The organism is Profundibacter sp., assembly GCF_965277155.1.
In the GTDB taxonomy this organism is placed as follows: Bacteria; Pseudomonadota; Alphaproteobacteria; order Rhodobacterales; family Rhodobacteraceae; genus Profundibacter.
Genome location: NZ_CBDIBV010000004.1, coordinates 360,932 through 386,321, shown reverse-complemented (window position 1 = coordinate 386,321; position 25,390 = coordinate 360,932). Strand labels below are relative to the sequence as shown.

23 protein-coding genes are annotated in these 25,390 nt (G+C 55.2%); 13 read left to right on the top strand and 10 right to left on the bottom strand.

The features are described from left to right. Window positions 1-23 precede the first annotated feature (23 nt). Window positions 24-413, bottom strand: coding sequence for a response regulator (locus ACQY4M_RS03850; protein WP_428541034.1), 390 nt, complete (start codon window positions 411-413; stop codon window positions 24-26). Window positions 414-448: 35 nt separating this feature from the next. Here ACQY4M_RS03850 and ACQY4M_RS03845 point away from each other — a divergent pair, with 35 nt between their 5' ends. Then, the gene (locus ACQY4M_RS03845; RefSeq protein WP_428539227.1) at window positions 449-1,492 is read left to right on the top strand and encodes an IS5 family transposase; all 1,044 of its coding nucleotides are present in this window, start codon (window positions 449-451) and stop codon (window positions 1,490-1,492) included. Window positions 1,493-1,555: 63 nt separating this feature from the next. Here the strand turns inward: ACQY4M_RS03845 and ACQY4M_RS03840 are convergent, their stop codons facing one another. From ACQY4M_RS03840 to ACQY4M_RS03815, 6 genes are all read right to left on the bottom strand, one after another. Then, window positions 1,556-3,562 carry a PAS-domain containing protein gene (locus tag ACQY4M_RS03840; protein WP_428541031.1) on the bottom strand — a complete coding sequence of 669 codons (2,007 nt, stop codon included), beginning with the start codon at window positions 3,560-3,562 and terminating at the stop codon, window positions 1,556-1,558. After that, a complete protein-coding gene (locus tag ACQY4M_RS03835) occupies window positions 3,559-4,737 on the bottom strand; it encodes an FIST N-terminal domain-containing protein (RefSeq protein ID WP_428541028.1) in 1,179 nt (392 codons plus the stop codon). The genes ACQY4M_RS03840 and ACQY4M_RS03835 overlap by 4 nt, the downstream gene beginning before the upstream one ends. A gap of 54 nt (window positions 4,738-4,791) precedes the next feature. Then, window positions 4,792-5,484, bottom strand: coding sequence for a LuxR C-terminal-related transcriptional regulator (locus tag ACQY4M_RS03830; protein ID WP_428541131.1), 693 nt, complete (start codon window positions 5,482-5,484; stop codon window positions 4,792-4,794). Window positions 5,485-5,701: 217 nt separating this feature from the next. Beyond that, entirely contained in the window at window positions 5,702-6,349 is a 648-nt protein-coding gene (gene gfa / locus ACQY4M_RS03825) for an S-(hydroxymethyl)glutathione synthase (RefSeq protein WP_428541025.1), read from the bottom strand. 206 nt (window positions 6,350-6,555) lie between these two features. Beyond that, complete coding sequence (locus ACQY4M_RS03820) at window positions 6,556-7,212, bottom strand: IS1595 family transposase (RefSeq protein WP_428539609.1); 657 nt, start codon at window positions 7,210-7,212, stop codon at window positions 6,556-6,558. A gap of 257 nt (window positions 7,213-7,469) precedes the next feature. After that, window positions 7,470-7,715, bottom strand: a complete 246-nt coding sequence (locus ACQY4M_RS03815; protein ID WP_428541022.1) for a transposase — start codon at window positions 7,713-7,715, stop codon at window positions 7,470-7,472. 88 nt (window positions 7,716-7,803) lie between these two features. Here ACQY4M_RS03815 and istA point away from each other — a divergent pair, with 88 nt between their 5' ends. The 6 genes from istA (at window position 7,804) to ACQY4M_RS03785 (ending at window position 15,809) form a co-directional block, all read left to right on the top strand. After that, a complete protein-coding gene (gene istA, locus ACQY4M_RS03810) occupies window positions 7,804-9,303 on the top strand; it encodes an IS21 family transposase (RefSeq protein ID WP_428539289.1) in 1,500 nt (499 codons plus the stop codon). Next, on the top strand, window positions 9,300-10,031 hold the full coding sequence (istB, locus tag ACQY4M_RS03805; RefSeq protein ID WP_428539322.1) for an IS21-like element helper ATPase IstB: 732 nt from the start codon (window positions 9,300-9,302) through the stop codon (window positions 10,029-10,031). Before istA ends, istB begins: the two co-directional genes overlap by 4 nt. A gap of 37 nt (window positions 10,032-10,068) precedes the next feature. Continuing rightward, a complete protein-coding gene (locus ACQY4M_RS03800; protein WP_428541019.1) occupies window positions 10,069-10,437 on the top strand; it encodes an efflux RND transporter permease subunit in 369 nt (122 codons plus the stop codon). Window positions 10,438-10,608: 171 nt separating this feature from the next. Next, window positions 10,609-11,637 (top strand): LacI family DNA-binding transcriptional regulator, encoded by a 1,029-nt coding sequence (locus ACQY4M_RS03795; protein WP_428541016.1) that lies wholly within the window; start codon window positions 10,609-10,611, stop codon window positions 11,635-11,637. Window positions 11,638-11,696: 59 nt separating this feature from the next. Next, complete coding sequence (locus ACQY4M_RS03790) at window positions 11,697-14,219, top strand: heavy metal translocating P-type ATPase (RefSeq protein WP_428541013.1); 2,523 nt, start codon at window positions 11,697-11,699, stop codon at window positions 14,217-14,219. 81 nt (window positions 14,220-14,300) lie between these two features. Continuing rightward, the gene (locus tag ACQY4M_RS03785) at window positions 14,301-15,809 is read left to right on the top strand and encodes a malonate--CoA ligase (RefSeq protein ID WP_428541010.1); all 1,509 of its coding nucleotides are present in this window, start codon (window positions 14,301-14,303) and stop codon (window positions 15,807-15,809) included. Between the two features lie 32 nt (window positions 15,810-15,841). Here ACQY4M_RS03785 and ACQY4M_RS03780 read toward each other — a convergent pair whose 3' ends face one another. The 3 genes from ACQY4M_RS03780 to ACQY4M_RS03770 are packed head-to-tail and all read right to left on the bottom strand — an operon-like array spanning window position 15,842 to window position 19,857. Further along, window positions 15,842-17,224 carry a dynamin family protein gene (locus ACQY4M_RS03780; protein WP_428541007.1) on the bottom strand — a complete coding sequence of 461 codons (1,383 nt, stop codon included), beginning with the start codon at window positions 17,222-17,224 and terminating at the stop codon, window positions 15,842-15,844. Then, window positions 17,221-18,603: a GTP-binding protein gene (locus ACQY4M_RS03775; RefSeq protein WP_428541004.1), complete on the bottom strand. Its 1,383-nt coding sequence runs from the start codon at window positions 18,601-18,603 to the stop codon at window positions 17,221-17,223. The genes ACQY4M_RS03780 and ACQY4M_RS03775 overlap by 4 nt, the downstream gene beginning before the upstream one ends. A 27-nt stretch (window positions 18,604-18,630) precedes the next feature. Further along, window positions 18,631-19,857 (bottom strand): IS256 family transposase, encoded by a 1,227-nt coding sequence (locus ACQY4M_RS03770; RefSeq protein WP_428539582.1) that lies wholly within the window; start codon window positions 19,855-19,857, stop codon window positions 18,631-18,633. A 198-nt stretch (window positions 19,858-20,055) separates the two neighbouring features. Between ACQY4M_RS03770 and ACQY4M_RS03765 the strand changes: the two genes are divergently transcribed. The 6 genes from ACQY4M_RS03765 to ACQY4M_RS03740 all read left to right on the top strand — a co-directional run bounded on the left by ACQY4M_RS03765 (window position 20,056) and on the right by ACQY4M_RS03740 (window position 25,292). Further along, window positions 20,056-20,493 (top strand): TerB family tellurite resistance protein, encoded by a 438-nt coding sequence (locus ACQY4M_RS03765; RefSeq protein WP_428541128.1) that lies wholly within the window; start codon window positions 20,056-20,058, stop codon window positions 20,491-20,493. Window positions 20,494-20,633: 140 nt separating this feature from the next. Then, window positions 20,634-21,413: an ABC transporter ATP-binding protein gene (locus ACQY4M_RS03760; protein WP_428541001.1), complete on the top strand. Its 780-nt coding sequence runs from the start codon at window positions 20,634-20,636 to the stop codon at window positions 21,411-21,413. A 71-nt stretch (window positions 21,414-21,484) separates the two neighbouring features. Then, window positions 21,485-22,210, top strand: a complete 726-nt coding sequence (locus ACQY4M_RS03755; protein ID WP_428540998.1) for a transporter substrate-binding domain-containing protein — start codon at window positions 21,485-21,487, stop codon at window positions 22,208-22,210. Window positions 22,211-22,266: 56 nt separating this feature from the next. Beyond that, window positions 22,267-23,130: an ABC transporter permease gene (locus ACQY4M_RS03750; RefSeq protein WP_428540995.1), complete on the top strand. Its 864-nt coding sequence runs from the start codon at window positions 22,267-22,269 to the stop codon at window positions 23,128-23,130. Further along, window positions 23,127-23,969 carry an ABC transporter permease gene (locus ACQY4M_RS03745; protein WP_428540991.1) on the top strand — a complete coding sequence of 281 codons (843 nt, stop codon included), beginning with the start codon at window positions 23,127-23,129 and terminating at the stop codon, window positions 23,967-23,969. The genes ACQY4M_RS03750 and ACQY4M_RS03745 overlap by 4 nt, the downstream gene beginning before the upstream one ends. Before the next feature lie 9 nt (window positions 23,970-23,978). Beyond that, entirely contained in the window at window positions 23,979-25,292 is a 1,314-nt protein-coding gene (locus ACQY4M_RS03740; RefSeq protein ID WP_428540988.1) for a glutamine synthetase family protein, read from the top strand. Window positions 25,293-25,390 lie beyond the last annotated feature (98 nt).

Here is a 25,390-nt window from a genome sequence, read left to right as displayed (position 1 = left end):
CGGCAAAAGGTCTACCCTGCCCTTTACTGAATACCCCAGCGCACAAGCGAGCGAAGCGCTTGCAATTCAACAGGTTTGGTCAATATCTCGGTTCCCATCTTGCGGGCGTTCTGTTTCAGTTTATTGCTGCGGTCAGCCGTAACCAGTATGCTGGGAATGTTCTGCCCAACGGATTGCCGCAGACTTCTGATGGCGGTTAAACCGGTATCTTTGCCGTCAAGGTGGTAATCCGCGATGATGATATCCGGCGGCACCCCCAGTTCATCAACCAGAAACAACAATTCCTGCGTGGATTTGGCCGGAATAACGCTGATCCCCCATCGCTCCAGCGTGCCTGTCATGGCATGTAAAACATTCAGATGGGAACCTCTAAAAATCCCCCAAAATCCGGCCTGACGGGGTAGAATCGTCATCAGGATGAAAATGATTCGACCGACGGGGTTTTGTCATGGGTCAGATGGGATTTTTTGATCTTTCCAGCCGATACGCGGGACTGGACAAATCTGGTGATCCGCTGGTGTTGCTCAACGACATGGTGCCGTTCGAGGATTACCGGGACGAGCTGAAGGCCATATGGCGCACGCCGCCCGAACAGCGCAAATCCAACGCTGGCCGCCCGCCTTGGGATGAGGTGCTGATATTCAAGACGATGGTTTTGCAGCAGCTCTACAACCTCTCTGACGATCAGATCGAGTATCAGATCCGCGACCGCCTGTCGTTCATGCGGTTTCTCGGCCTTGGCATTGAAGACAGCGTACCTGACGCCAAGACCATCTGGGCCTACCGTGAAAGGCTGGCCGGGGCCGGGAAGATGAAGGAGCTGTTTGACAAGTTCGATGCCTTTCTGCGCGAAAAGGGCTATCTGGCGATGGGCGGGCAGATTGTTGATGCGAGCATCGTTCCGGCGCCGCGCCAGCACAACAAAAGGGACGAGAACGAGAAAATCAAGGCGGGCGAAACGCCTGAAGAGTGGGAGGAAAAACCCCACAAGAAGCGCCAGAAGGACGTGGATGCGCGCTGGACGAAGAAGCACGGCAAGAGCTATTACGGCTACAAGAACCACATCAATGTCGACCGGCGGCACAAATTCATCCGCGCTTATGATGTCACCGATGCCGCCGTGCATGACAGCCAGGCGCTTGCCGGTCTGATTGATGCGAGCAACACCTCATCGGACCTGTGGGCCGACAGCGCCTATCGCTCGCAAAAGATCGAAAGCGAGCTGGAAGAGCGGGGGCTTCACAGCCATATCCATCACAAGGGCAGGCGCGGCAAGCCGCTTGGCGAGCGCCAGCAAAAGGCCAACCGGAGGCGCTCGAAAGTGCGGGTCCGGGTCGAGCATGTATTCGCTTTTCAGGAGCGCTCCATGGGCGGCAAGCTGATCCGCTCCATCGGCCTGAAGCGGGCGCGATTTCGCATCGGGATGATGAACCTGGTCTACAACATGAAGCGCTTCGTCCAGTTCGAATGCGGCCTGGCGGCGCCGGGATAAGGGTTCATGGGGTGAGGTGTGCCTGAAATACCCAAAACCGGCTTGAAACCGGTGAAAATGGGTTTATGATCCGAAGCAATCAGGCGGGACAGGCGAAAAACCGTCCACCCCGCCGCGAAGAAGGCGAAAACGGGAATTTACAGAGGTTCCCAGATCATTTTCGACCAGCACGGCCAGAACATTTGCTTCCAGCCCCTCAACAACCTTGGGTTCGCTCTTATAAGAGCTGACTTGCGCTACGGCCTGTTGCGAGCATTCCACCTTGACCGAAAACAAAGACCCCTGACCGGGTTTTGAGTCCAGCAGCAAATTATGGTTCAGTTGGCGACATGCCCTTTCCACAAATGACAATCCAAGTCCCATACCCTGATCCGCGCCATCATTGGCCAACCGCAGGAATTCCTCGAAAACCCTGTTTTGATCCTTTTGGGCAATCCCGATGCCGGTGTCGATAACCTGAATTTCCACATGATCACCACGTCTTCGACACCCAAGAAGGACCTTGCCGGTGGTGGTGTATTTCACCGCATTGGACAAAAGGTTCTGGATTATTCGATGCAGATACCTTTGATCACTGATCACCGTAATAGTGGACGCAACAACATGCAGTTCCAGACCTTTCTTGGCCGCGATTTGTTCGTATTCGGCCTGTAACGGCTCCAGCACTGCGCTGATCGGAAACCGGGTAATGGTAAATTCGGCGCCCTTGGCGTCCAGCCGCGACAGATCAAGAAGCGCGTCCAGAATAGATTCGACCGAGTTGAAGGACTGGCTCAGGTGCTCGGCAATATCGATTTGCGCGCCTTCAAGGGCCGTTTCTGTCAGACTGGCCAAAAACAATTTAGCTGCATTCAAGGGTTGCAACAAGTCGTGGCTGGCCGCCGCCAGAAAACGGGTTTTGGACAGGTTTGCGGCTTCTGCTTCTTCCTTGGCTTCGCGCAATTCCTGCTCGGTTTGCTTTTGAACACGCGTTTTTCGCAACAGCTCTTTGTTGGCCTCCATTAGTTCTGATGTGCGTTCCCTGACGTTTTGCTCCAGGGTTTCCTTGGCCTCGGACAGGGCTTTTGTGGCATGGCGTTCGGTTGTTACGTCGGTAAAACTGACCACAAAACCACCATCCGGCAGTTTGCGAAAACTTGCATCAATGATCGTTCCATCAAAGCGGTGTAATTCAAGTTGTAATTTCCCATCGGTGATTTTGTCCCCCATCCATGGCAAAAACTCCTGCCTTAACAGATGGTTATTCATGATTTTGTTCTTCTCAAGATAATCAAGAATTGTTTTTAAGGGGGTTCCGTTTTGGCTCATGTGGAACGGTAACGACAACAAATCGCCAAAGCCGCTGTTGCTAGCTACCAACAAGTGTTTTGCATCAAAGGTGCACACGCCCTGACTCATGTGATCAATCGTGGCACGGGCAAGGCGGGCCTGTTCATCCAGCACCTTCTTGCCCTGACTGCGTTGTTCGTGAACCATTTTGGTGATGTCGGTATGCAGGATTGCGACCCGGTTTTTTGGCATTTTACGGTCAGAAACCTGTATCCACTGATCATCGGGCAGCCTTAGAATAAATGTCGCTTGCTGGCGTCCGTGCTGGGCCAGGCGAAACCGTAGCCAGTCTTCGCTGCTCTGGTCTTCGGCGCGGTACAGGAAAACACTTTTGGAAACGATCCGGGCGTAATCTTCGAATATCATTTCATCCACAATCTGGTCGGACACATCTGGCAAAAGATTCTTGAAACGGTCATTACAGATCACCAGCCTGTCATCCGCAAACAGGGCAAATCCCTCGTTCATAACCTCCAGGGCATCCAGCAGAATTTGACGGGACCGCTCGGCCTCTTTTAGGGCGGCCGCCAGATCGCCGTGTGTCAACTCAAGTTGTTCAAGTGTTTCTTGCAGGGCAACCGTGCGGGCCTGAACTTCGGTTTCCAGATTGATTGCAGTCTGGAACATCGTATAGGGCGTGCCGCCTTTTTCGTTGTTTTGCTCAACACGCCACATCAAGGCCTTTACAACTTTTTGCAGCTTTTCAACCTGGATATCGGGGGGATCATTCGGGTTAATCATACGCTTTCCCCGGAACCGGGCGGGAAAAAGGCGACCCCGACAAAGGTCTGGTTCACATGCATTCCGTTATGCTGTTCGCCATAGGTGCTAAAGCCGATGACATTGTTTTTAGCCAGCAACCGCGAGATTTCGTCCTTCTTTCCGCTTGTCACGATTTCGATTTTTCGCAAGATGCAATCAAAGCCCAGGATCAGCGCCGGCTTGCCCATTTCTTGCTCCAGGCTATTGAATTCTTTCTCCATCTCGCCAACGATATCCAAAGCCTCGCCAATGGTCATGACAATGCCAATATCAATGGCAGACAGAAATTTCAGACTGTTTTCGTCCACAACCGATTGTATCGCCCGAACATGATAGCGCCCGCCGGCCTTGACCAATGTGGGATGCGCGGCGAACAGAAACGGGCCGAGTTTTTCTTTTGGGGCCCCTATAATACGGGCGTATTCCTCTGCCGCCTTTTCACCGTTTATCTCGATGACAATCCTTTCGGCGGGAATGGCCTTTGTGACCACCATCTGTTCGGCCGAAGGAACAAAATGGTCAAAGCTAATTTCCCTGAATTGGTAATCCGTATGAATAAGCATCAACAACGCCGCATTGCTGCTGAATGCCCCGTCCTGATATACAAATGTTTCCTTGAAACACATTCCGTCGCCCGCAGAACCCCCAAATAACGGTATCGGGGCCAACCCCGCATCCAGCCCCGCAACTAGCACATCTTCTTGCAGGGACATACCGTCAGCGATCAGCAACGCAAGCGTGTTCCACCCGTTGGGGCACGGGGTTTCATCAACAAGTGTGGTCGCGATTTCCGAGCATTTGGAAACACCGTTCCCTGGCACATTCGCAATCAACCGGCTTTGCATCCTGAAGTGTTTTGCCGAAAAGGAAACAGCCGTGATCGAGCCTTCGGCATAGCCGCTTGGCGTCAACTCGCCAGCTGTTGTGCAACCGACAATGGCCGTATTCGGGAAAGCGCAGGAAAAGGCTTGGGTCAGCTTGGTCTGGTCATACTCGGGCGAGGTGTAAAAGATCACAAATGCGGTGTCCGGTTGCCAGATCAGACTCTGGATTTCCTCGATAGCCCGCATCGGGTCGGATATCGAACTGGCTCCAAATCTGATTGCATCACCGGCTAGGTCGCGCGCCTTATTTTGTCGAACAGAACCTTCCAATCGCCCCCCTAGGTTAAAGATTCTTCCGCCAAATCAATTATGGCGACCATTGTGTTATTTAATCAAGGTGGAAAAATCCGCCTCTTTTGCAAGCAAAGCAGCCTGTGTTCGGCTATGAACCCCGAGCTTTCGCAGAATTGCGGTTATATGTGCCTTTACAGTGGTTTCCGCGATCGAGAGATCATAGGCGATCTGCTTATTAAGCTTGCCTTCACAGATCAGTTTCAGAATTGTTACCTGCTGTGGCGTCAGGCTCGCCAGTTTTTCGACCGTGCGCTCCACCTCTTCGGTGACACTCGGTTCACCGACAGAACGGTTATAATCTTCGGGTAAATATGTCTCGCCATTCCAGATTTTTCGAAACGCATCTGCCAGATCGTTACGCGGGGCATCTTTGCGGATAAACCCGGCAGCTCCGGCGGTAATGACGGCGGTGATCACTCGGGAATCACCCAATGCCGATACGATAACAATCGGGATTTTCGGCACCATTGCCCGCAATTTCAGCAAGCCTTCTACACCGGACACATCTGGCAGGTTCAAATCCAGAACAATTGCATCGGCACGGAACCCTGTCTTAAGAAAATCCAGGCCTTTGGTTATTGAATTGGCAGTTTCTATTCGTTTCAGTTCCAGCACATCCCGAAGGGTCATGGCCAATGCTTCGCAAAACAAAGGGTGGTCATCAATTACAAGGACCGAATGTATATTCAGCGGTTTTTGCCCGGTTTCACTTTGATCTGCCATACCCTTTTCAGGCTCCTGTTCATTACGCATCCACCCAAAACCAAGCTGGTAACATGAGCAGGGAACTTGCGATTCCCTCCATGGTTTTTTGCGCATTGCAAAGGCGGATTTCCCGACATTAGCACGCAAAATCCCATAATGCCTATGCAGACCTTAGAACTAGGGCCCTCCTAACAGTAAGGCACCAATCATGCCCCCAACTTCATTAGTAGATTGCCTACGCAGGTAGCGCACCAGTCGCTTTGGCGATATGGGTGGCAATCGCATCCATCAATGGCGGCGAGAGCGCATCATACGGCTCGATCCCCAACGCGCGAATCCGTGCGCGGATCCCGTCCATCCGGGACGGATCAACCCCGCCTTCGATGACCGACGAAACAAAAGCCGCAAATTCGGGGGCTGACCATCCACGATCATCCGACAATTCGGTATGGATGAAATCCAGACCATAGAACGGATGGTCCTTGTTCTCGATCCGCCCGTACATATGCACCCCGCATTCCTTGCAGGCATGCCGCTGGATCGCCGCACTTTCGTCAATAATCTCAAGCTTGTCGGCATTTTCGATAACCTCGACCGCGTTCCGGTCGACCACTGCCACCTGCGAAAAGATCGCCCCTTCAGGTTTCCAGCATTTGGTGCAGCCACAGGCATGATTGTGGGCCGTTTGGGCAGAAACTCTCACCTTCACCGGGTTGCTGGTGCAATGACAGGTCAGCACCCCGCCGTTAAAATCCGATGCCCCCGCCTGTATACCATGATCTAGTGCCGGGTGGATTTTTACTTCGCCCCCCGAGCCCGAACCTTCAGTTGGTGGCGCATAGGTCGCCCCTGAACCTCCTGAAAATATCTCAAACAGTTTCATATCATACTCCTCTGATTGACAGATGCGCTCATCCGCATTTTGCGCATGGAGTAACTATAAGAAAATTGTTCAACCCTCACAGAGAGACAAAAGAACTACACCGAAGCCGGTGATAATATCTGTCACACAATATAACATGACACGGACTTTGCCTCCTGAATTCCGACTAAACATCTGATATTAAATAATGGGGCTGACCCAGATAACTACTTCAAGTAACGCTTAACCCATTGTCTTAGCTGCAATAACTGAGCTGAAGGGTCACTGTTGTTGAAACGCCACTCGCATTCCTTCAAATATAGCCCAAATTGGGCCTTGGGGACACCGTTAAATCGGCGCATGTGGCGCTTGGCTTGGTTCCAGAAATTCTCGATGCCATTGATGTGGTTGTGACGGTCTGCAAAGAGCTTGGAATGGTTGATGCGAAAGTGGTGGAAGTCTGACACATCCAGCACATTATAACCGCGCCAACAATCGGAATAGACGATGGAATCCGGCACGACTTTGCGCTCTATGATCGGGATCAGAGTGGCGGATTTGGCGTCCGGGATGATCTTGGTGTAAACCTTCCCACCCCTTTTTAATATACCAAAAACGGGAATTTTACCTGCCGCACCACGCCCGCGTTTACCTTTGCGTTTGCCGCCAAAGTAGCTTTCGTCCACTTCTATTTCTCCGCCGAACATAGCTTGGCTTTCCGCCTCCAGCTCATAGGCGATTATCTCGCGCAGGCGTAGAAAATAAAACGCTGCGGTCTTGCGGTTTACACCACACAAACTGGCTGCTGTTCGTGCTGTCGATCCCGAAACAAAATGCTCCGTAAGACGGTCTTGCTTGTAGTGGCTCAGGCGACTCTTTCTCATGCTTCCCATCATAACCTCTTTTTAGGTTATCTGGGTCAGCCCCTAAATAATACATAACTCAAATTTCGACACCAAGTTGGCGCTTTTCGACAACCAATTTGTCGCTTTTCCGAGTGTACTTTATTCAGATTGCTAAAGGTGCAGCAGTGCCATGCCCCATAACGGATCAAACTAACGAAATGAAAAATTTGGGTTGTGTCTCGAAAGTGGTGGAAATTGATTTCAGGCACCTCCGAGCGGGTTGAGTTATGCGCCGGTCAGGCGGCTTGGTCAAGGGTTGCGTCGGCGACGGGCTGAGCGAGCGTTTCCCAGCCATCGACCTTTCGCATGACGATCTGCCCCGAGGCCATCAGAGCCCAAAGCAGCATCGGCACGGTCTCGGCGCCTGGCAGCACGGTCTGGGTCTTGATGCGGCGGCGGAATTCCTCGTTCAGGCGTTCGATCGCATTTGTCGTTCTGGCCGATTTCCACTGGCTGTGAATCGGCGTGCAAAACTGACCCACTTGGGTGGGTTATGAGCGAGTAAAATTGACCCACCTGTTTCGTTAACATCCGCGCAAAATTGTGCGGAGGAAAGAGCAGGTGATATTGATGGAAAGCGTATCGAAGATCCGGCGCTGGGTGCTGGTTGAAGGGCGCAGCATCCGGTCTGTGGCGCGGGCGACGGGACTGTCGCGGAACACGATCAAGAAGTATTTGAAGGACGAGAATCCGCCGAGCTACCAGCGCCATGCGCCGCCAGTTCGGCACAAACTGTGCAATGGGTTTGATCTTCGGCTGCAGGAACTGTTTGATCAGGACTCGAGGCGACCACGCCGGGAGCGGCGGACGGCCCAGAAGCTATACGAGCAGCTTGTGGCAGAGGGCTATACCGGGTCCTATTCGCCGGTTCAGCGTTTTGTTCGTGAGTTGAAGCGCGCCGGGGCCTGTTCGGGAGATGCGTTTATCCCGCTGCATTTTGCGGCGGGTGACGCGCTGCAATTTGACTGGAGCGAAGAACGGGTCGTACTGGGTGGTGTCGAGCAGAAGGTGAAGGTCGCTCATTTCCGCCTGTGTCACAGCCGCAAGCCTTTCGTGATTGCCTATCCCGGTGAAGCCCAGGAGATGGTGCTGGATGCTTTCGTGCAGGCGCTGTCCTTTTACGGAGGCGTTCCGCGCAGGGTGATCATCGACAACCCCAAGACCATGGTGACCTACGTTTCGCGCTCGAAGGAGCGGATATTCCATCCCCGGTTCCTGGCCTTGATGAACCACTATGTGATGGAGCCGGTGGCCTGCACGCCCGCTGCGGGCTGGGAGAAGGGACAGGTCGAGAACCAGGTCCAGTTCTTGCGGGGCCGGTTGTTCGTTCCCGAACCGGCCTTTGATGATCTCGAGGCGCTGAACGCGTGGCTGCGTCTGCGTTGCGAAGATCTGGCAGAGCGTCCCCATCCCGAGCAGCAGGATCGCACGATTACCGAAGTGTTCGAAGACGAGCGCGCCGAACTGCGCCCCCTGGGTCGGGCCTTCGACGGCTACGTGGAAAAGACCGTCCGTGTCCGCTCCACCTGCCTGGTTCAATATGCCAGCAATCGCTACAGCGTGCCCTCCCGCTTTGCCGGGCATCATGTGTCGCTACGCGCCTATGCCGGCCGGATCGTGGTGGTCTCCGGTCAGGATGTGATTGCCGAGCACAGGCGTCATTTTACCCGCAATATCAGCTATTTCGAGCCCTGGCATTACGTTCCCCTGCTGGACCGCAAGCCTGGTGCCCTGCGCAATGGCGCCCCCTTTGTGGGCTGGGAACTGCCCGAGGCCATGCATCGGATCAGGGAACATTACATGGCTGGTAAAGGCGGGGATCGGGAGTTCGTCGACCTGCTCCTGCTGGCACAGGATCACGGGATCGAGGTGGTCGAGACGGCCTGCAATCTGGCGGTGGCACAAAACACCCTGCGGCTGCCCGCCATCATCAATCTGATCAACCAGTTGGTGGAACCGGTCATCACACCGCTCAGCGATGCCTGCGCTTATCCGCAGCTGACCTTGCGGCCCGAAGCCGATTGCAAACGCTATGAGACCCTGTGCTCGGCTGAGGAGGTTGCCGTATGAATGCCTTGATCGACCAACTGACAGCCCTCAGGTTGCATGGAATGGCAGCTTGCGCCCATGATCTGCTGTCCGCGCGCAAGCCGCCAAGTCTGACCACAGCGATAAGGCAACTGATCGACGCCGAGACTGTAGAGCGCCGGGTGCGCTCCATCCAGTATCAAATGAGGGTTGCGAAGTTCCCCCATCACAAGGACTTCGCCACCTTCGATTACAGCGCCGCCGCCCTCACCCAGGCCCAGATCGAACCATTCTGCACCGGCCAGTTCACAGAGGAGGCCCATAACCTCATCCTGGTGGGCGGAACCGGCACGGGCAAAACCCACATCGCCATCGCGCTGGGAACGACGCTGATCAACAACGGCAAGAAGGCGCGCTTCTTCAACGCCGTCGATCTGATCAACGCCCTGATCAAGGAACAGGCCGACGGCAATGCAGGGAAGATCATCCGGCAGCTCTCGGCTTTGGACTGCGTCATCATCGACGAGCTGGGCTACATCCCGTTTCCCAAATCCGGTGGCGCGTTGCTCTTCCATCTGATCAGCAAGCTCTACGAGAAGACCAGCATCATCATCACAACCAACCTTGAGTTCGGTGAATGGGTCTCGGTCTTCGGGGATGCCAAGATGACAACCGCCCTTCTGGATCGCGTCACTCATCACTGCAACATCATCGAAACCGGCAATACCTCATACCGGTTCGCCCAGAGTAAACGCCGTAGAAAAAACTAGCCGTTCCGCAAGCAAAGCCCCCAGACGGACTCGCTACATGAAGGCGGCCCGACTGGGGGCTTTGCGCCACAAAGGGGGGGGCAAATTTAAATGCCGAAACCGGGTCAGTTTTAAATGCTCATTGACAGCGCTGGCGGGGATTATTGTGCGAAACTCGATCCTGCTGGTCGATTTCATAAGGAACGAAGGTGAAGGCCGCGTTGATCTGGACATCCTGATTGCCGCCGGGGCCACCCGTTTCAAACCGATCCTGTTAACGGCACTGGCCGCCATGATTGGTGCGGGCGTAATCCTGTCTGACCCGATTTTCCAAGGGCTGGCAATTTCGCTGCTGTTCGGGCTGGCCACATCAACCCTGCTGACCGTACTGGTCATTCCGGCCATTTACCGTGTGTTCAAAATGTAAGCAAAATAAAAGGGGAGCGTTGTTGGCCCACCGCTCCCCTTCTGCTATCCGGTTTTGCCGAAACAGAACCGGATAATTCTGATAGCGCTATCATAGACAATACATCAACCTTGGACAAGACGAAATTTTGTCTGTAACAAGTGTGTAAACGCCATAACAGGAAATTCATTCGTGTCATCGCCGTCCACACCGCCCAAACGCCCGCTCACCCTGCGCGACGTCTCCGAGGCCTCGGGCGTGAGCGAAATGACCGTCAGCCGAGTTTTGCGCAATCGCGGCGATGTGTCGGATGCCACCCGCCTGAAAGTCACCGCAGCTGCCAAACGGCTGGGTTATGTCCCCAACAAGATCGCCGGAGCATTGGCCAGCCAGCGGGTCAATCTGGTGGCGGTGATCATTCCGTCCCTTTCAAACATGGTGTTCCCCGAAGTCCTGACCAGCATTAACGAAGTGCTGGACGAAACCCCGTTGCAGCCGGTGTTCGGCGTGACCAACTACCTGCCGGAAAAAGAAGAATCCGTGCTATTTGAAATGCTGTCGTGGCGCCCCTCGGGTGTGATCATCGCCGGTCTGGAACACACTAATGCCGCCCGTGCCATGATGCGCAATGCCGATGTGCCGATTGTGGAAATCATGGATCTGGATGGTGACCCGATAGATGCCATCGTCGGTGTGTCACAACGCCGCGCGGGTCGGGAAATGGCCGAGGCGATTATTGCAGAAGGATATCGCAACATCGGCTTTATGGGCACCAACATGCCGCTGGACCATCGCGCCCGCAAACGGTTCGAAGGATTTAGCGAAGCCTTGACCGATGCCGGAATCGAGATTGCGGATCAGGAATTCTATTCCGGCGGCTCGGCACTGGTAAAGGGGCGCGAGATGACCGAGGCAATTCTGAAACGCTCGCCCGATCTGGATTTTCTATATTATTCCAATGACATGATCGGCGCTGGCGGGTTATTATATTGTCTGGCCAACGGTATTGACGTGCCCGGACAGGTCGGGCTGGCGGGGTTCAACGGGGTTGAATTGTTGAATGGCCTGCCCAAACAACTGGCTACAATGGATGCCGAACGTCATCAAATCGGCCGCGCCGCCGCCGAAATTATTGCGGCGCGAACTTTGGGCAACGATGCCCCGCAGCGGATAGAGCTTACCCCCCGCTTGCAATATGGCGAAACATTGAAACGCCCTTGACCCTCCACTAACTGGAAGGCCTATCTCTGCTGTGAAACAATGATTCCACAGGTGACGTTATGAGCGATCTTAAAACCCTTTCCCTACAAGTTACCGGTCTTAACTGTGCCTCGTGTTCGGGTCGTGCCGAAAAGGCATTAAACGCTGTTGAAGGCGTAGATAGGGCCACCGTCAATCTAGCCGCCGAAACAGCGCAGATCACCTACTCCGATCCGGCCACGACAGAAGCTCTTGTTACGGCGCTTTCTGACACTGGCTATCCCGCCGCAACCCAAGAGGTAACGCTGGAAATCGAAGGCATGTCCTGTGCCTCCTGCGTTGGCCGCGTTGACCGGGCGCTGGCCAAAAGCGACGGGGTGCTGGACGTATCGGTCAATCTGGCTACCGAAACCGCCACTATCCGCTATGCCACCAAGGCCACCGATGTGGCCACACTGATCAAAATCGCCACGGATTCGGGATACCCCGCCAAGGTAAAATCGGGTGAACAGTCCGATGTTGACGACAAGGCCGAGCGCAAGGCCGAAGAAATCAGCCACCTTGGGCGACTAACCATTATCGCGGCAATTCTTGCCTTTCCGGTGTTTGCCATCGAAATGGGCGGCCATTTCATCCCCGGTGTGCGCGACTGGGTGAACGCCACCATTGGCGATCAAAACAGCCGCTACATGCAATTCGCCCTAACCACACTGGTGCTGTTCGGCCCCGGCTTGCGGTTTTACAAACTGGGCATCCCCGCTCTGCTGAAAGGCGCGCCGGAAATGAATTCACTAGTCGCGCTTGGCACGGCCGCCGCCTACAGCTTTTCGGTGGTGGCAACCTTCCTGCCGAACCTGCTGCCCAAAGGCACCGCCAACGTCTATTTCGAGGCCGCCGCGGTGATCGTCGTGCTGATCCTGCTGGGCCGGTATCTGGAGGCCCGCGCCAAGGGGCGCACCGGCGAGGCCATCCGCAAACTGGTTGGCTTGCAGGCCAAAACCGCGCGGGTTGAACGGGGCGGCGAGATGGTGGAACTGCCGCTGGACCAGATCGTGCAGGGCGACATCATCCATGTGCGTCCCGGAGAAAAGATCGCGGTGGATGGCGAGGTAATCAGCGGTCATTCCTACGTCGAGGAAAGCATGATCACAGGCGAGCCGGTTCCGGTTGAAAAATCCGAAGGTGCCGAAGTGATCGGCAGCACCATCAATGGTGAAGGCGCGCTGGTGTTTCGCGCCACCAATGTCGGGGCCGATACGGTGCTGGCACAGATCATCCAGATGGTTGAACAGGCCCAGGGGGCCAAGCTGCCAATTCAGGGGCTGGTCGATAAAATCACCGCCATCTTTGTGCCGATCGTGCTGGTGCTGGCGACGTTAACCGTGCTGGTCTGGCTGATCTTTGGCCCCGATCCCGCCTTGGGCTTTGCGCTGGTTGCGGGGGTGTCCGTGCTGATCATCGCCTGTCCCTGCGCGATGGGTCTGGCCACACCGACCTCGATCATGGTGGGCACCGGACGGGCCGCCGAGATGGGCGTTCTGTTTCGCAAAGGCGACGCGCTGCAAATGCTGCAAGAGGCGCGCATCGTGGCGCTGGACAAAACCGGCACCTTGACCGAAGGCCACCCGGAACTGACGGATTATTCGGTTGCCAAAGGGTTTGTATATGACGATGTGCTGCGCATTGCGGCAGCGGTCGAAGGCACCTCGGAACACCCGATTGCCAAAGCAATTGTGCGCGCCGCCAAATCCAAAAACATGACCTTGCCGATGGTGGATGATTTCACCTCGATCACCGGATACGGGGTGCAGGCCACGGTAGACGGCAAAAAGGTTCTGATCGGCGCCGACCGGTTGATGACCCGCGAAAACATCCCGCTTGAAGGGTTTCAGGCGCAGGGCGATGCCTTGGGAAAAGACGGGAAAACCCCGCTCTATATCGCGATTGACGGTGTGGCAGCGGCGGTCATCGCCGTGTCGGACCCGATCAAAGCAACCACACCGGCCGCCATCAAGGCGCTGCACGATCTGGGGCTGAAAGTGGCAATGATCACCGGCGACAACCAGGACACCGCCAATGCAATAGCCGCCGAACTGGGCATTGACCATGTGGTGGCCGAGGTTCTGCCCGACGGTAAAGTCGCGGCATTGGAAGAGTTGCGCAAAGATGGCACCAAGCTGGCCTATGTCGGCGACGGCATCAACGACGCCCCCGCGCTGGCCACAGCGGATGTGGGCATCGCGATTGGCACCGGCACGGATGTCGCGATCGAGGCCGCGGATGTTGTGCTGATGTCGGGCGATCTGAACGGGGTGGTGAATGCATTTGATATCAGCCAGCGCACCATGCGCAACATCAAGCAGAACCTGTTCTGGGCGTTCGGCTATAACGTGGTGCTGGTGCCTGTGGCGGCGGGTGTTCTGTATCCGCTTTACGGCATCCTGCTATCGCCGATGCTGGCGGCGGGGGCGATGTCGCTGTCCAGTGTCTTTGTGCTGACCAATGCGCTGCGTTTGCGCTGGGTGAAACCGGCGCAAGCAAACGCAGAGGTAATGCCTGACAATTCTTTATCGCCAAGCTTACAACCCTCGCCAGCCGAATAGCATTGAGAGATTACAGGATTTTATTTGCGCATGGCGGCAAGCTGTGCGCAAATTGCGGATATATCCAAGCAGGAATTCCCGATGTCCGACAACAATCTGTACCACCTGTTCCGCAGCCGTTTCCCCTCTGACCCGAACGCACCTTTTCTGGAACACGCCCGCGGCAACACATCCTTTGCCGACCTCGACAACCAATCCGCCCGCCTGTGCCAAACCCTGAAGGCAAACGGCGTCACAAAAGGTGACCGCGTGATTGTACAGGTCGCCAAGTCGCCCGAAGCGGTGATACTATACCTTGCCTGCCTGCGGGCAGGTGCCATATTCATCCCGCTAAACACCGCCTATACCACCCGCGAAGTGGCCTATTTCGTGCAGGACGCAAACCCACGCGTGGTGATTTGCGATCCGCAGGCCAAAGCGGGCGTCACCACCATCTGCGACAGCAAAACCGCAATTCTGACACTGGATGCAAACGGCGACGGCACCCTGATTGACCAGATGAAATCGGCCGCTCCAAACCCTGAAATTGCGCCCTGCAGGCCCAATGATCTGGCGGCAATCCTCTATACTTCCGGCACCACGGGACGTTCAAAGGGGGCGATGCTGACCCATGACAATCTGGCCTCGAACGCGCGAGTGCTGCATGAATACTGGCAATGGCAACCGGATGATGTGCTGCTGCACGCCCTGCCGATTTTCCATGTGCACGGATTATTTGTGGCGCTGCATTGTGCGTTGCTGAACGGCTCCAAGGTGATCTTTCACAGCGGGTTCGATGTAGATGCAATAATTCGCGATCTGCCGCGCTCAACCGTGCTGATGGGGGTGCCAACTTTTTACACCCGCCTGCTGGATGCGCCCGCATTTAACGCAGAAACTTGCCGCAATATGCGCCTGTTCATCTCAGGGTCCGCCCAGCTGCTGCCTGAAACCTTTGCCGAATTTGAAACCCTGTCCGGCCACACCATTCTGGAGCGTTACGGCATGACCGAAGCAGGGATGATCACCTCGAACCCCTATGATGGTGCTCGGATTGCCGGCACCGTCGGCTATGCCCTGCCCGGCGTAACCGCGCGTGTGGCGGATGAAAACGGGCATGAAATACCACGTGGCGAGGTCGGGATACTGGAAATCACCGGCCCGAATGTGTTTGCCGGTTATTGGCAGATGCCGGAAAAAACCGCCGAGGAATTTCGCGATGACGGGTTTTTCATCACCGGCGATATGGCCACGATGGAGCCTGACGGGCGCATCAGCATCGTTGGCCGCGCCAAGGATCTGATCATCACCGGCGGGTATAATGTTTACCCCAAAGAAGTGGAAATCGAGATCGACAACCTGCCCGGCGTAAAGGAATCCGCTGTGATCGGTTTGCCCCATGCCGATCTGGGTGAAGCCGTTACGGCTGTTGTAGTCGTAAATGAAACTGCCGGTTTGAAACAGGACGATATAAGCGGGGTTCTGGCCGATAAACTGGCACGCTTCAAACAGCCGCAGAAGATCCTGTTCGTTTCGGAATTACCAAGGAACACCATGGGGAAAGTGCAGAAAAAAGCACTGCGGGAACAGTACCAGGATTTATATGCTTAGGGTCCTGACCCTTGCGTCTGGCCAAACTGTCCTTAACTTACACGGGATATATTTGCCCGCGTGGTTGCCTGTTCCATATCGCGGCTTAGCTGCAACAAAAGAAGCGTCGTTGTTTCCAGCGGCTCTTCGCCGGTTTCAAGTTGCATAAGAAACAGCTGATCCAACGCCTCCTGAAACTGGGTAGTGACCCATTCAATTTCCGGGGTTTGCGGATCAATCAGAGTCAGCGTATCCGTCATCTCCATCACAATATCGCAGCTGGATTGAATAAGCTTGCTAACATCTGGATCGTCAGATTTTTCTATGGTGGCAATTAGATCCCGTGTTTTACTGTTCCACTCCGCCAAAAGCGGGGGTTCCGGAACCTCTGTTTGCGCCTTTGCGTCAACTGCCTTTAATTCCAGCGGCTGTTTTGACATCTTACTTGCGGAAACAGGAGTATGCTCCACGCCGGACATTTCCTTGCCTTTGCTGGAAACTACTGGTGCAGCTTTGCTGTTACCCTCAGCCCCATCCGCACTATCTCGATGCTTCAACCCCTCGAAAAATGGAACAAGCTGGCTCTCGATTATTGCGGTTGCATCTGCCAGTTTCTTTTCACGAATTGGTTCTGCAATTTCCCTGATCGCTGTGAATATTGCCTCGCCGCCATACTCGGCCCAGGCCTCTTTATCCTGTATAACCCCATCCGGCGCCGCCCTTGACGCCTTGGGCGCAGCTACGGGTACAATGGTCTTAAAAAACTCTCCGGCCTCTTTTTGAACACGCGCCATAACCCTGTCTATGCCACGTTTGACTGCTGGCAGATCAGTATGGGTGACAGCAAGAATACTGTTCTTACGGTTAATCGCAGGCAGGCTGGACCAGGTATAGCGTTCACTCTCGCGCCAGGCCTGAACTGCATTCGTGCACCAGATCGTCGCCTCGGAGCTTTTGACAAGATGTTGCATCTTGCTGTCATCACTAAGAGGATCACTTGTCCCCGGGCTATCAAAGATATTGATATCCTTCAGGAATGGATTGGGTGTCGTCACCAAAATAAAATCCGGGTCCATCTTTACTGCTGCATCGAAATCTACACCCTTAACCGGTATAAGTTTTTTCTGGTCCCACCAGCCGGCGGCAATTTGCGTTGTGGCACCATAGCGAAACAACAACGGTGGTAATTCACTGGCTAAAACACTGGTCGGGATTAAATTCTTGCCCACCAGCATATTTGTAAGCGTCGATTTCCCCGCACTGAATTCCCCGGCAACAATGAACCTAACTGGTGTGCGCAACCGGTTGAACAGCTTTCGGGCAAGCTGCCGTAGAGGACCCGCTTCTTTTGGAATTGAACCAAGGTCGGGGTCTGTCTTGTTAATAAAATCTTGCAGGAACGAAAGCTGCTTTTGCTCGATTTCTGAATGTTTCATTTGTCACCGCCCGGCGCTTCTAGCATTGATCTGATTTCGACTAATGTTTCCACCAGCATCTCGGCAGTTTCCAAATCATTCGAGGATTGCTGCATTGTCCGTTTACGGGTGCGGTTTTCCTGATTGGTATGTACCTTGCCGTCTTTACCCTGCTCGGAAAATACATCCAGATGTTGCGACACATCCTCGATATATTCCCCCATCAAGCGCTCAATCGCTGTTTCGATATCCGAACGTCCTTTGCCAACCATTTCCGAACATATATCCCTGAACTGCTTACTCGCAGTGTCAACTGCCTGACGGATTTTACCCCGCGGGAAGCCTAACAGCCCGTTTAACCAACTGGCGGTCAAATCCAGCGAGACGGTTCTATACAAAGCATCGGTTTTCGGCAGCAATGTCCCCAGAAACCAGGTGTTTGCCCGAACGGCCTTCATATGGTCACGTATCTCTTCGCAAAATTCCGCACCCAAAGATTGATTAAGGACGACAATCTCGTCAACCAGACTGTTGCGGATTGCTTCAAACGCCAACGTGTAATGTTCCCTTAGGGTTTCCCGCAATGGGTCAAGGTCACACTGGTATGTTTCACCACGTTTCAGGTCGGCGATCTCGGCAAGGATGGTCTCGTAATAGTTGTCTGAATACCCGTTAATCGTGAATGCCAGATCCGCCTGCAGTTCTTCCCAGCCCTCGGCTGCGCTCACTTTCAGAGATTTGAACACAGATTTGATCTGGGCGCGCGCCAATGTCACCAACTGATCTTTTTCTTCGCGGGTAAGTATCGGGGCCGCGTTGGCATCTTCCCGGATCAGATTATCAATCCGGACGCGCGTTTGCTCAATAGTTTGGCGGGACAGATTTTCAAGGTCGGTCACGGCCTCGATCAAATCAGTCGAGGCGGCCTTGTGATAGATCATATCCGAGATCGCCTCTTCCAGTTTTGGCAAACCGGAAGCCACATAGGCCGAAGCACGCATTTCAGCATTCACCAGATCTTCTGGTGTACTTTTTTCAACCTGCTCCTCCAGGCCGCAAACCTGAACGAAATCCTGCAATACATCTGGATCAAGGTATTCATCATTCTCGGTCAGCGCATAGTCAGCCCATGCAGCACTCCCCAGAACGACTGGCACCTCTTTACCGTTCAGCTCTCTCCTTAGCTGCCCGATAACCCGTTTACGCAGTTTTTCCAATTCGGCAGCCGAGGCAGTAACCTCGTCCACCCGATTTACAAAAACGACAATCTGGTCCTGATTTAGCGCCTTAAGCAAGCGGATCAGCCGCAGATCAACATTTGTCAGGGATTGGTGTGCAGACAGGACAACCACAAAGAAATCGGTTGTGTCTCGAAAGTGGTGAAAATTGATTTCAGGCACCTCCGAGCGGGTTGAGTTATGCGCCGGTCAGGCGGCTTGGTCAAGGGTTGCGTCGGCGACGGGCTGAGCGAGCGTTTCCCAGCCATCGACCTTTCGCATGACGATCTGCCCCGAGGCCATCAGAGCCCAAAGCAGCATCGGCACGGTCTCGGCGCATGGCAGCACGGTCTGGGTCTTGATGCGGCGGCGGAATTCCTCGTTCAGGCGTTCGATCGCATTTGTCGTTCTGGCCGATTTCCACTGGCCTTGTGGCAGACGCGTGAAGGTGAAAAGCTTATCTCCTGCTTCTTCCAAGCTGTCAGCGACGGCCTTGCATTTCAGCCGCCATTTTCGCAGAAATGCCTTGCGGCGGGTGGCGATTTCCTCGGGTGTTTTGGCGTAGATCATGTCGCGGTAATCTTCTGTCAACTCATCATGCATACGCTTGGGTGCCTTGGCCAGAAGGTTGCGGTGCTTGTGCACCGTGCACCTCTGGATCGGCAGATCTTCACCCCAGAGGGCAATGAGAGCGACCTCAAGTCCCGGTGCCCCGTCCACGATGACAAATTCGGGCCGTTTCAACCCGCGCGCATCCAGATCGTTGATGAACTGACGCCAGGCGGAGGTGCTTTCGCCGCCCATGTTCATCAGTGATAACAAGACCTTCTGCCCATCCCGGCGCACGCCAATCGCGGCCAGAACCGAGATATTGGTGGCCTTCCTGTCAATCCGCGTTTTGATCACGGTGCCGTCCAGGATCAGCCGCACGATGTCTTCATCCGCAAGGCTGCGGGCGCACCACGCCTGCCAGTCCACCTTCACCTTGCGCCAGGCGCGGCTCACCACATCCTTGCTGACCGCCCCCTGAAACAGGCCGAACAGGGCGCGTTTTACCCGCCGTGTGTTGGTGCCCGAAAGGTAGACAGCAGCGATCAGCGCCTCGGCCTTCTTCGTCAGCCGCTGGTAGCGGGGCAATGCCTTCGAGCGCCATTCTCTGGCCTTGCCGGCCTCGCCTGTGATCCGCGCACGCGGCACGCGCACCGTTTCGGTTCCAAATGTTCCGACCAGTTGCCGCTCGCGATGCCCGTGGCGGTATCCGGCCTTTGCCCCGCCGCTGCGGCCATACCGGCAACGGCCCAGAAACTGCTCCAGCTCCTCTTCGAAAACCGCCTCGATCGTCGCGCGGATGTTCTGGCGCAGCCGGTCTTCAATCGGGTCATAGCCTGCTTCATTGGCCAGTAGCGCGGATGTCGATGTTGCTGTATTCTTTGTCATGGCGTGATCTCCTTGGCGGTTCCAGCCGCCGGTTGGGTGGCTTCGATGCACCCGGAGATTACGCCGTCCTCGAATTTCCACCAAACTCGCGACACTACCCGGTATCCGAGGGTAATCTGGTGATCGTTGAAGGATATGACGAATAACCGCGCCGCTTTGTGATTGGCATTTCCGGTTTGCCTGCCTATATCTACCCGCATGTTTGGCGAATTTCTAAAACGGCTTACAGCCCCCGCTCCTGTTCCGCTTACGAACACCGATGCCCGCCTTGCGCTAGGGGCGCTTTTGGTGCGCGTGGCCCGTTCGGATAATAATTACGATGCATCAGAAGTGGCCAAGATCGACCAGATCCTGTCCAATCGTTATGATTTGACACCGGCAGAAGCCGCCGAATTGCGCCAGCAATGCGAGGTTCTTGAAACAGAAGCCCCTGATACGGTGCGTTTCACCCGCGCGATCAAGGATGCGGTGCCTTACGAAAGCCGGATTGCGGTTATCGAATCCCTTTGGGAAGTGGCGCTAACAGACGGGGCGCGTGATGAAAACGAAGATGCCGTATTGCGGCTGGTGTCGGATTTGCTGGGTGTGAATGATATGGACAGGGCCAAAGCACGGCAACGTGTGGACACGCGCTGAATCACCACCACCAGGGCGTGAAAACAGCGTAACATCACAAACAGACGTCACGAAAATGCAACCAACCACTACTTTACCGTTGCATTTACACCCGTTTCCCGCCCTATTGCTTTGACGGGAAATAACAAACGGCTTTGAACGTGTCAGAAACCAATCCACCGGTAATCGAAATCCGCGGCCTTCACAAAAGCTATGGCGATCTGGAAGTCATCAAAGGTGTCGATATCACCGCCAAAGCCGGTGATGTTGTGTCGTTGATCGGCTCATCCGGTTCCGGGAAATCCACCATCCTGCGCTGCGCCAATCTGCTTGAGGACAGCCAGCAGGGCGACATCCTGTTCAAAGGCGAACCTGTGACATGGCGTGGCAAGGGGCTGCATCGCCATCCCGCCGAAAAGCACCAAATCATCCGGATGCGCACCAATCTGTCGATGGTGTTTCAACAGTTCAACCTGTGGTCCCATATGTCCATTCTGCAAAACGTGATGGAGGCCCCCGTCACCGTTCTGGGCCGGGACAAGACCGAAGCCGAAGCTTCGGCCCGCAAATATCTGGACAAGGTGGGCATCGGCGACAAATGCGATGCCTGGCCCGCACAATTGTCCGGTGGCCAGCAACAACGCGCCGCCATCGCCCGCGCATTGGCGATGGAACCGGAAGCGTTGTTATTTGACGAACCTACATCGGCACTGGACCCCGAACTGGAACAGGAAGTGGTCAAGGTGATCAAGGATCTGGCCAACGAAGGGCGCACGATGCTGCTGGTCACCCATGACATGCGCCTTGCGGCGGATGTATCGGATCACGTGATTTTCCTGCATCTGGGCAAGATCGAGGAACAGGGGTCACCCGCCGAATTGTTCGGCAATCCGAAATCCGAACGCCTGCAACAATTTCTTAGCGCCACCGTGTCGGACTAAACGGCGTTTTACATCCGACCGCTTTGGCGGTTACAACTAGAACCATCAAGATAACCTAGGGAGATACCAATATGAAGAAACTAATTCTAGCAACGGCCGCTCTGGCCTTTTCCGCCAGCTTTGCGATGGCCGACACTGTGCGCATGGGCACCGAGGGCGCCTACCCTCCGTATAACTTCATCAACGACGCTGGCGAAGTTGACGGGTTCGAGCGTGAATTGGGCGACGAGCTGTGCAAGCGCGCCGAACTGACCTGTGAGTGGGTGACGAACGATTGGGACAGCATCATCCCGAACCTTGTGTCAGGCAACTACGATACCATCATCGCAGGCATGTCGATCACACCGGAACGCGACGAAGTCATTGACTTTACTCAAGAATACATTCCAGGATCGCCTTCAGCCTATGTTGCAATGGCTGACGGTGTTGATCTGAAGGGTGGCGTAATTGCCGCACAAACAGCCACCATTCAGGCCGGTTATGTCGCCAACTCGGGCGCGACACTGGTTGAATTTGCCACGGCTGACGAAACCATCGCCGCTGTGCGTAACGGCGAAGCCGATGCGGTTCTGGCCGACAAGGATTTCCTTGCGCCGATCGTTGCCGAAAGCAATGGCGATCTGAAATTCGTTGGCGAAGACGTGATCATTGGTGCCGGTGTCGGCATGGGCGTGCGCGAATCCGATGCCGAGCTGAAAGGCAAAATGGATGCGGCCATCGCTTCGATGAAGGCTGATGGCACCCTGAACGCCATGATCAAAAAATGGTTCGGTGAAGACGCCGCCGTTTTTGAATAAGACCTGACCATTATGGACAAGGGCGGGGCCGGTTTTGGCCCTGCCCGTTTTGAAATATGTTTTCCTTCTGCGCAGAACCAAAAACCCTTGAGGGGCTGGAATGGCTTGCCTGTTATCTGACAACAGGCAAACAGATGGCGTTCTATGGCTCGTTCGGGTTGGTGATGGCGCTGTTGCTGGTCACTGCCCCTGTCGCGCTGATGTTCGGCTTTGGCGGGGCTATGGCGGCGCGTTCGCATTTCTTGCCGCTGCGCTGGTTTGGCAAAGGCTATACCGCGATTGTACGCGGGGTGCCGGACATTGCGTTTTTCCTGTTCTTCGTGATCGCACTGGATCAGGGCATCGAATATATCCGCCATAAAATCAAATGCCCCGACTGGGACATGCCGATCCGTCAGGGCAATGATTTCGTAGTCTGTCCACAGGCCAAAATGCCGCTTTCCTCGGCGGCTGCATGGGTGCATGAAACCTATTCCTTCAGTTTGGCTGTTGTCACCTTTGCCATTATCTTTGGCGCCTTTGCCGCCAACGTCCTGTATGGCGCCATGCGCGCCGTTCCCCACGGTCAGCTGGAAACAGCCGAAGCCTACGGCATGTCCCGCCGCCAGACATTCTGGCGCATACTGGTGCCGCAAATGTGGGTATATGCCCTGCCCGGCCTGTCGAACCTGTGGATGATCCTGATCAAGGCAACACCGCTGCTGTTCCTGCTGGGTCTGAAAGACATCGTTTACTGGGCACGCGAACTGGGTGGCTCGAAAACCCAGATCTTTGCCTATCCGCATCCCGACTGGCGGCTTTACTATTTCCTTGGCCTGCTGGTGTTCTATCTGCTTCTGACCCGTATTAGCGAAATCATACTGGGTCGCCTGATGCACCGCCTGACCCGGGGTCAGGCCACGATGGGGGGCATGTCATGAACAGTTGTCTGCAGACCATTCAGGATTACGGGTTGCGGTCCATCGGTATCGGCGAACGCCTGTTGCCAAAATCCGATTTTACCCTGTGCGAACAGTTTACCCTGATTGGTTCGGGCTTGCTTTGGAACATCTATTTCGCGGTGCTGGCCCTGTTGTTCGGGTTTTTCCTGTCAACGGTTGTCGGGGTGGCCAAAAGCAGCCGTGTCTGGTTCATCCGCAAACCGGCGGAATGGTTCATCTTTATCTTTCGCGGATCACCCCTGTTCATCCAGTTTTTCCTGTTTTACGAGGCCTTCGTTCTGCTGCCGAAAATGGGCTGGGACATCAACCTTGGCTTTACCGAAATCACCGTTGAAACCCGCTGGCTGACCCGCGCATGGATGGGCGCGCTGATTGTGCTGATCCTGAACACATCCGCCTATGCTGGCGAGATTTTCTACGGCGCACTGAAATCAATCCCCAAGGGCGATATCGAGGCCGCCGATGCCTATGGTCTGTCTGGCTGGACCCGTTTTAGGCGGGTGATCTGGCCCACCATGCTGCGGCTGGCCTGGCCCGCCTACACCAACGAGGCGATCTTTATGTTCCACGCCACCACGCTGGTTTATTTTGCCAGCTTTCCGGCCTGGGGGCAAAAGGGCGATGCGCTCTATTACGCCAGCTATTTCGCGGATAAAACCTTCAATCCGTTTATCCCCTATCCCATTCTGGCGATGTATTTCATCATGCTGACCATGACGGTGATCTTCTTTTACGGCATGGTTAACAAACATCTAAACCGCCATTTACCACAGGAAAAACGCCGCAAATTGCGGATACGCCCACAAATGATCCGATAAGGTGCAACCATGTCCAAACATCCCGAAACCATCCGCGTCGCCGCTGTTGATCTGAACGGGGTGATGCGTGGCAAACGCGTGCCGGCCTCTTATGCCAGAAAGCTGGACAAGGGCGCGGTACGACTGCCGTTTTCGGTACTGAACGTCGACATCTGGGGAGAGGATATTGCCGATAGCCCGCTGGTTTTTGAATCGGGCGATGCCGATGGCATCCTGCACCCAACCGGCCGTGGGCCTGTGCCGATGCCGTGGCTGGCCACACCCAGCGAATTACATCCGATGGTGCTGCACCATGACGATGGCACCCCGTTTCTGGGCGATCCGCGCCACGCCCTGCAAGAGGTCCTGAACCGATATGCTGCCCGCGGCTGGCAGGTGATTGCCGCAACCGAGCTGGAATTCTATCTGGTGGACGACAGCGGCGAAACCATTGCGCCGGCCCATTCGCCCCTGACCGGCAAACCGATGCACAAGGCCGATATCCTGTCGCTGGACGCACTGGATGCCTTTGATGCGTTCTTTACCGATCTTTATGCCGCCGCCGAGGCAATGGACATTCCCGCACAGGCTGCCATTTCGGAATCCGGCGCGGGGCAGTTTGAAATCAACCTGAACCATGGCGATGCGATGAAGGCCGCCGATGATGCGTGGCTGTTCAAAACACTGGTGCGCGGTATGGCCCGTAAACACGGGATGGCGGCGACGTTTATGGCCAAACCCTTTGCCGCGGATGCGGGCAACGGGATGCATGTGCATTTCTCGGTGGTCGATGATGCGGGGCGCAATATCTTTGACGATGGCGGACCAAACGGCACCCCCGAATTGCACCACGCGGTTGCGGGCTGCCTTGAGGCGATGGCCGACAGCACCCTGATCTTTGCCCCGCACGCCAATTCCTATGCCCGCATGGTGCCCGGCGCCCATGCCCCCACCGGCATTTCATGGGCACATGAAAATCGCACCGCCGCCATCCGCATCCCCGGGGGCGCCCCTGCGGCCCGTCGCATTGAACACCGCGTGACAGGGGGCGACATCAACCCCTATCTGATGCTGGCCGTGGTGCTGGGCGCCGCATTGGTCGGGATCGAGGACGGCCACATGCCCCCCGCCCCGATCACCGGCAATGCCTATGAACTGGACCTGCCGCAACTGCCGACGGACTGGCACACAGCGATCGAGATGTTCGGCACATCCGACATGATCCGGCGGATTTTTCCGGACGAGTTGATCCGCAATATGGTGCTGACCAAGCATCAGGAGCGGGCCAAAATCACCGACCTGAGCCAGACACAACAAACCGCGCTTTATCTGGAAACGGTCTAGCCATATCCTGCCAGCCTTCCAGCAACTTGGTATTGATCGCCGGAAACACCCTTGCCCGAATGCAATCCCTCGGCTAGCAATGGGGCAAACAATCACTG

Bases quoted from the DNA above. Each gene is read 5' to 3' on its own strand.
- ACQY4M_RS03850 (WP_428541034.1), bottom strand. From the start codon at position 413: ATGACGATTCTACCCCGTCAGGCCGGATTTTGGGGGATTTTTAGAGGT.
- ACQY4M_RS03845 (WP_428539227.1), top strand. From the start codon at position 449: ATGGGTCAGATGGGATTTTTTGATCTTTCCAGCCGATACGCGGGACTG.
- ACQY4M_RS03840 (WP_428541031.1), bottom strand. From the start codon at position 3,562: ATGATTAACCCGAATGATCCCCCCGATATCCAGGTTGAAAAGCTGCAA.
- ACQY4M_RS03830 (WP_428541131.1), bottom strand. From the start codon at position 5,484: ATGGCAGATCAAAGTGAAACCGGGCAAAAACCGCTGAATATACATTCG.
- gfa (WP_428541025.1), bottom strand. From the start codon at position 6,349: ATGAAACTGTTTGAGATATTTTCAGGAGGTTCAGGGGCGACCTATGCG.
- ACQY4M_RS03820 (WP_428539609.1), bottom strand. From the start codon at position 7,212: ATGAGAAAGAGTCGCCTGAGCCACTACAAGCAAGACCGTCTTACGGAG.
- istA (WP_428539289.1), top strand. From the start codon at position 7,804: ATGGAAAGCGTATCGAAGATCCGGCGCTGGGTGCTGGTTGAAGGGCGC.
- istB (WP_428539322.1), top strand. From the start codon at position 9,300: ATGAATGCCTTGATCGACCAACTGACAGCCCTCAGGTTGCATGGAATG.
- ACQY4M_RS03800 (WP_428541019.1), top strand. From the start codon at position 10,069: ATGAAGGCGGCCCGACTGGGGGCTTTGCGCCACAAAGGGGGGGGCAAA.
- ACQY4M_RS03790 (WP_428541013.1), top strand. From the start codon at position 11,697: ATGAGCGATCTTAAAACCCTTTCCCTACAAGTTACCGGTCTTAACTGT.
- ACQY4M_RS03785 (WP_428541010.1), top strand. From the start codon at position 14,301: ATGTCCGACAACAATCTGTACCACCTGTTCCGCAGCCGTTTCCCCTCT.
- ACQY4M_RS03780 (WP_428541007.1), bottom strand. From the start codon at position 17,224: ATGAAACATTCAGAAATCGAGCAAAAGCAGCTTTCGTTCCTGCAAGAT.
- ACQY4M_RS03770 (WP_428539582.1), bottom strand. From the start codon at position 19,857: ATGACAAAGAATACAGCAACATCGACATCCGCGCTACTGGCCAATGAA.
- ACQY4M_RS03765 (WP_428541128.1), top strand. From the start codon at position 20,056: ATGTTTGGCGAATTTCTAAAACGGCTTACAGCCCCCGCTCCTGTTCCG.
- ACQY4M_RS03755 (WP_428540998.1), top strand. From the start codon at position 21,485: ATGAAGAAACTAATTCTAGCAACGGCCGCTCTGGCCTTTTCCGCCAGC.
- ACQY4M_RS03750 (WP_428540995.1), top strand. From the start codon at position 22,267: ATGTTTTCCTTCTGCGCAGAACCAAAAACCCTTGAGGGGCTGGAATGG.
- ACQY4M_RS03745 (WP_428540991.1), top strand. From the start codon at position 23,127: ATGAACAGTTGTCTGCAGACCATTCAGGATTACGGGTTGCGGTCCATC.
- ACQY4M_RS03740 (WP_428540988.1), top strand. From the start codon at position 23,979: ATGTCCAAACATCCCGAAACCATCCGCGTCGCCGCTGTTGATCTGAAC.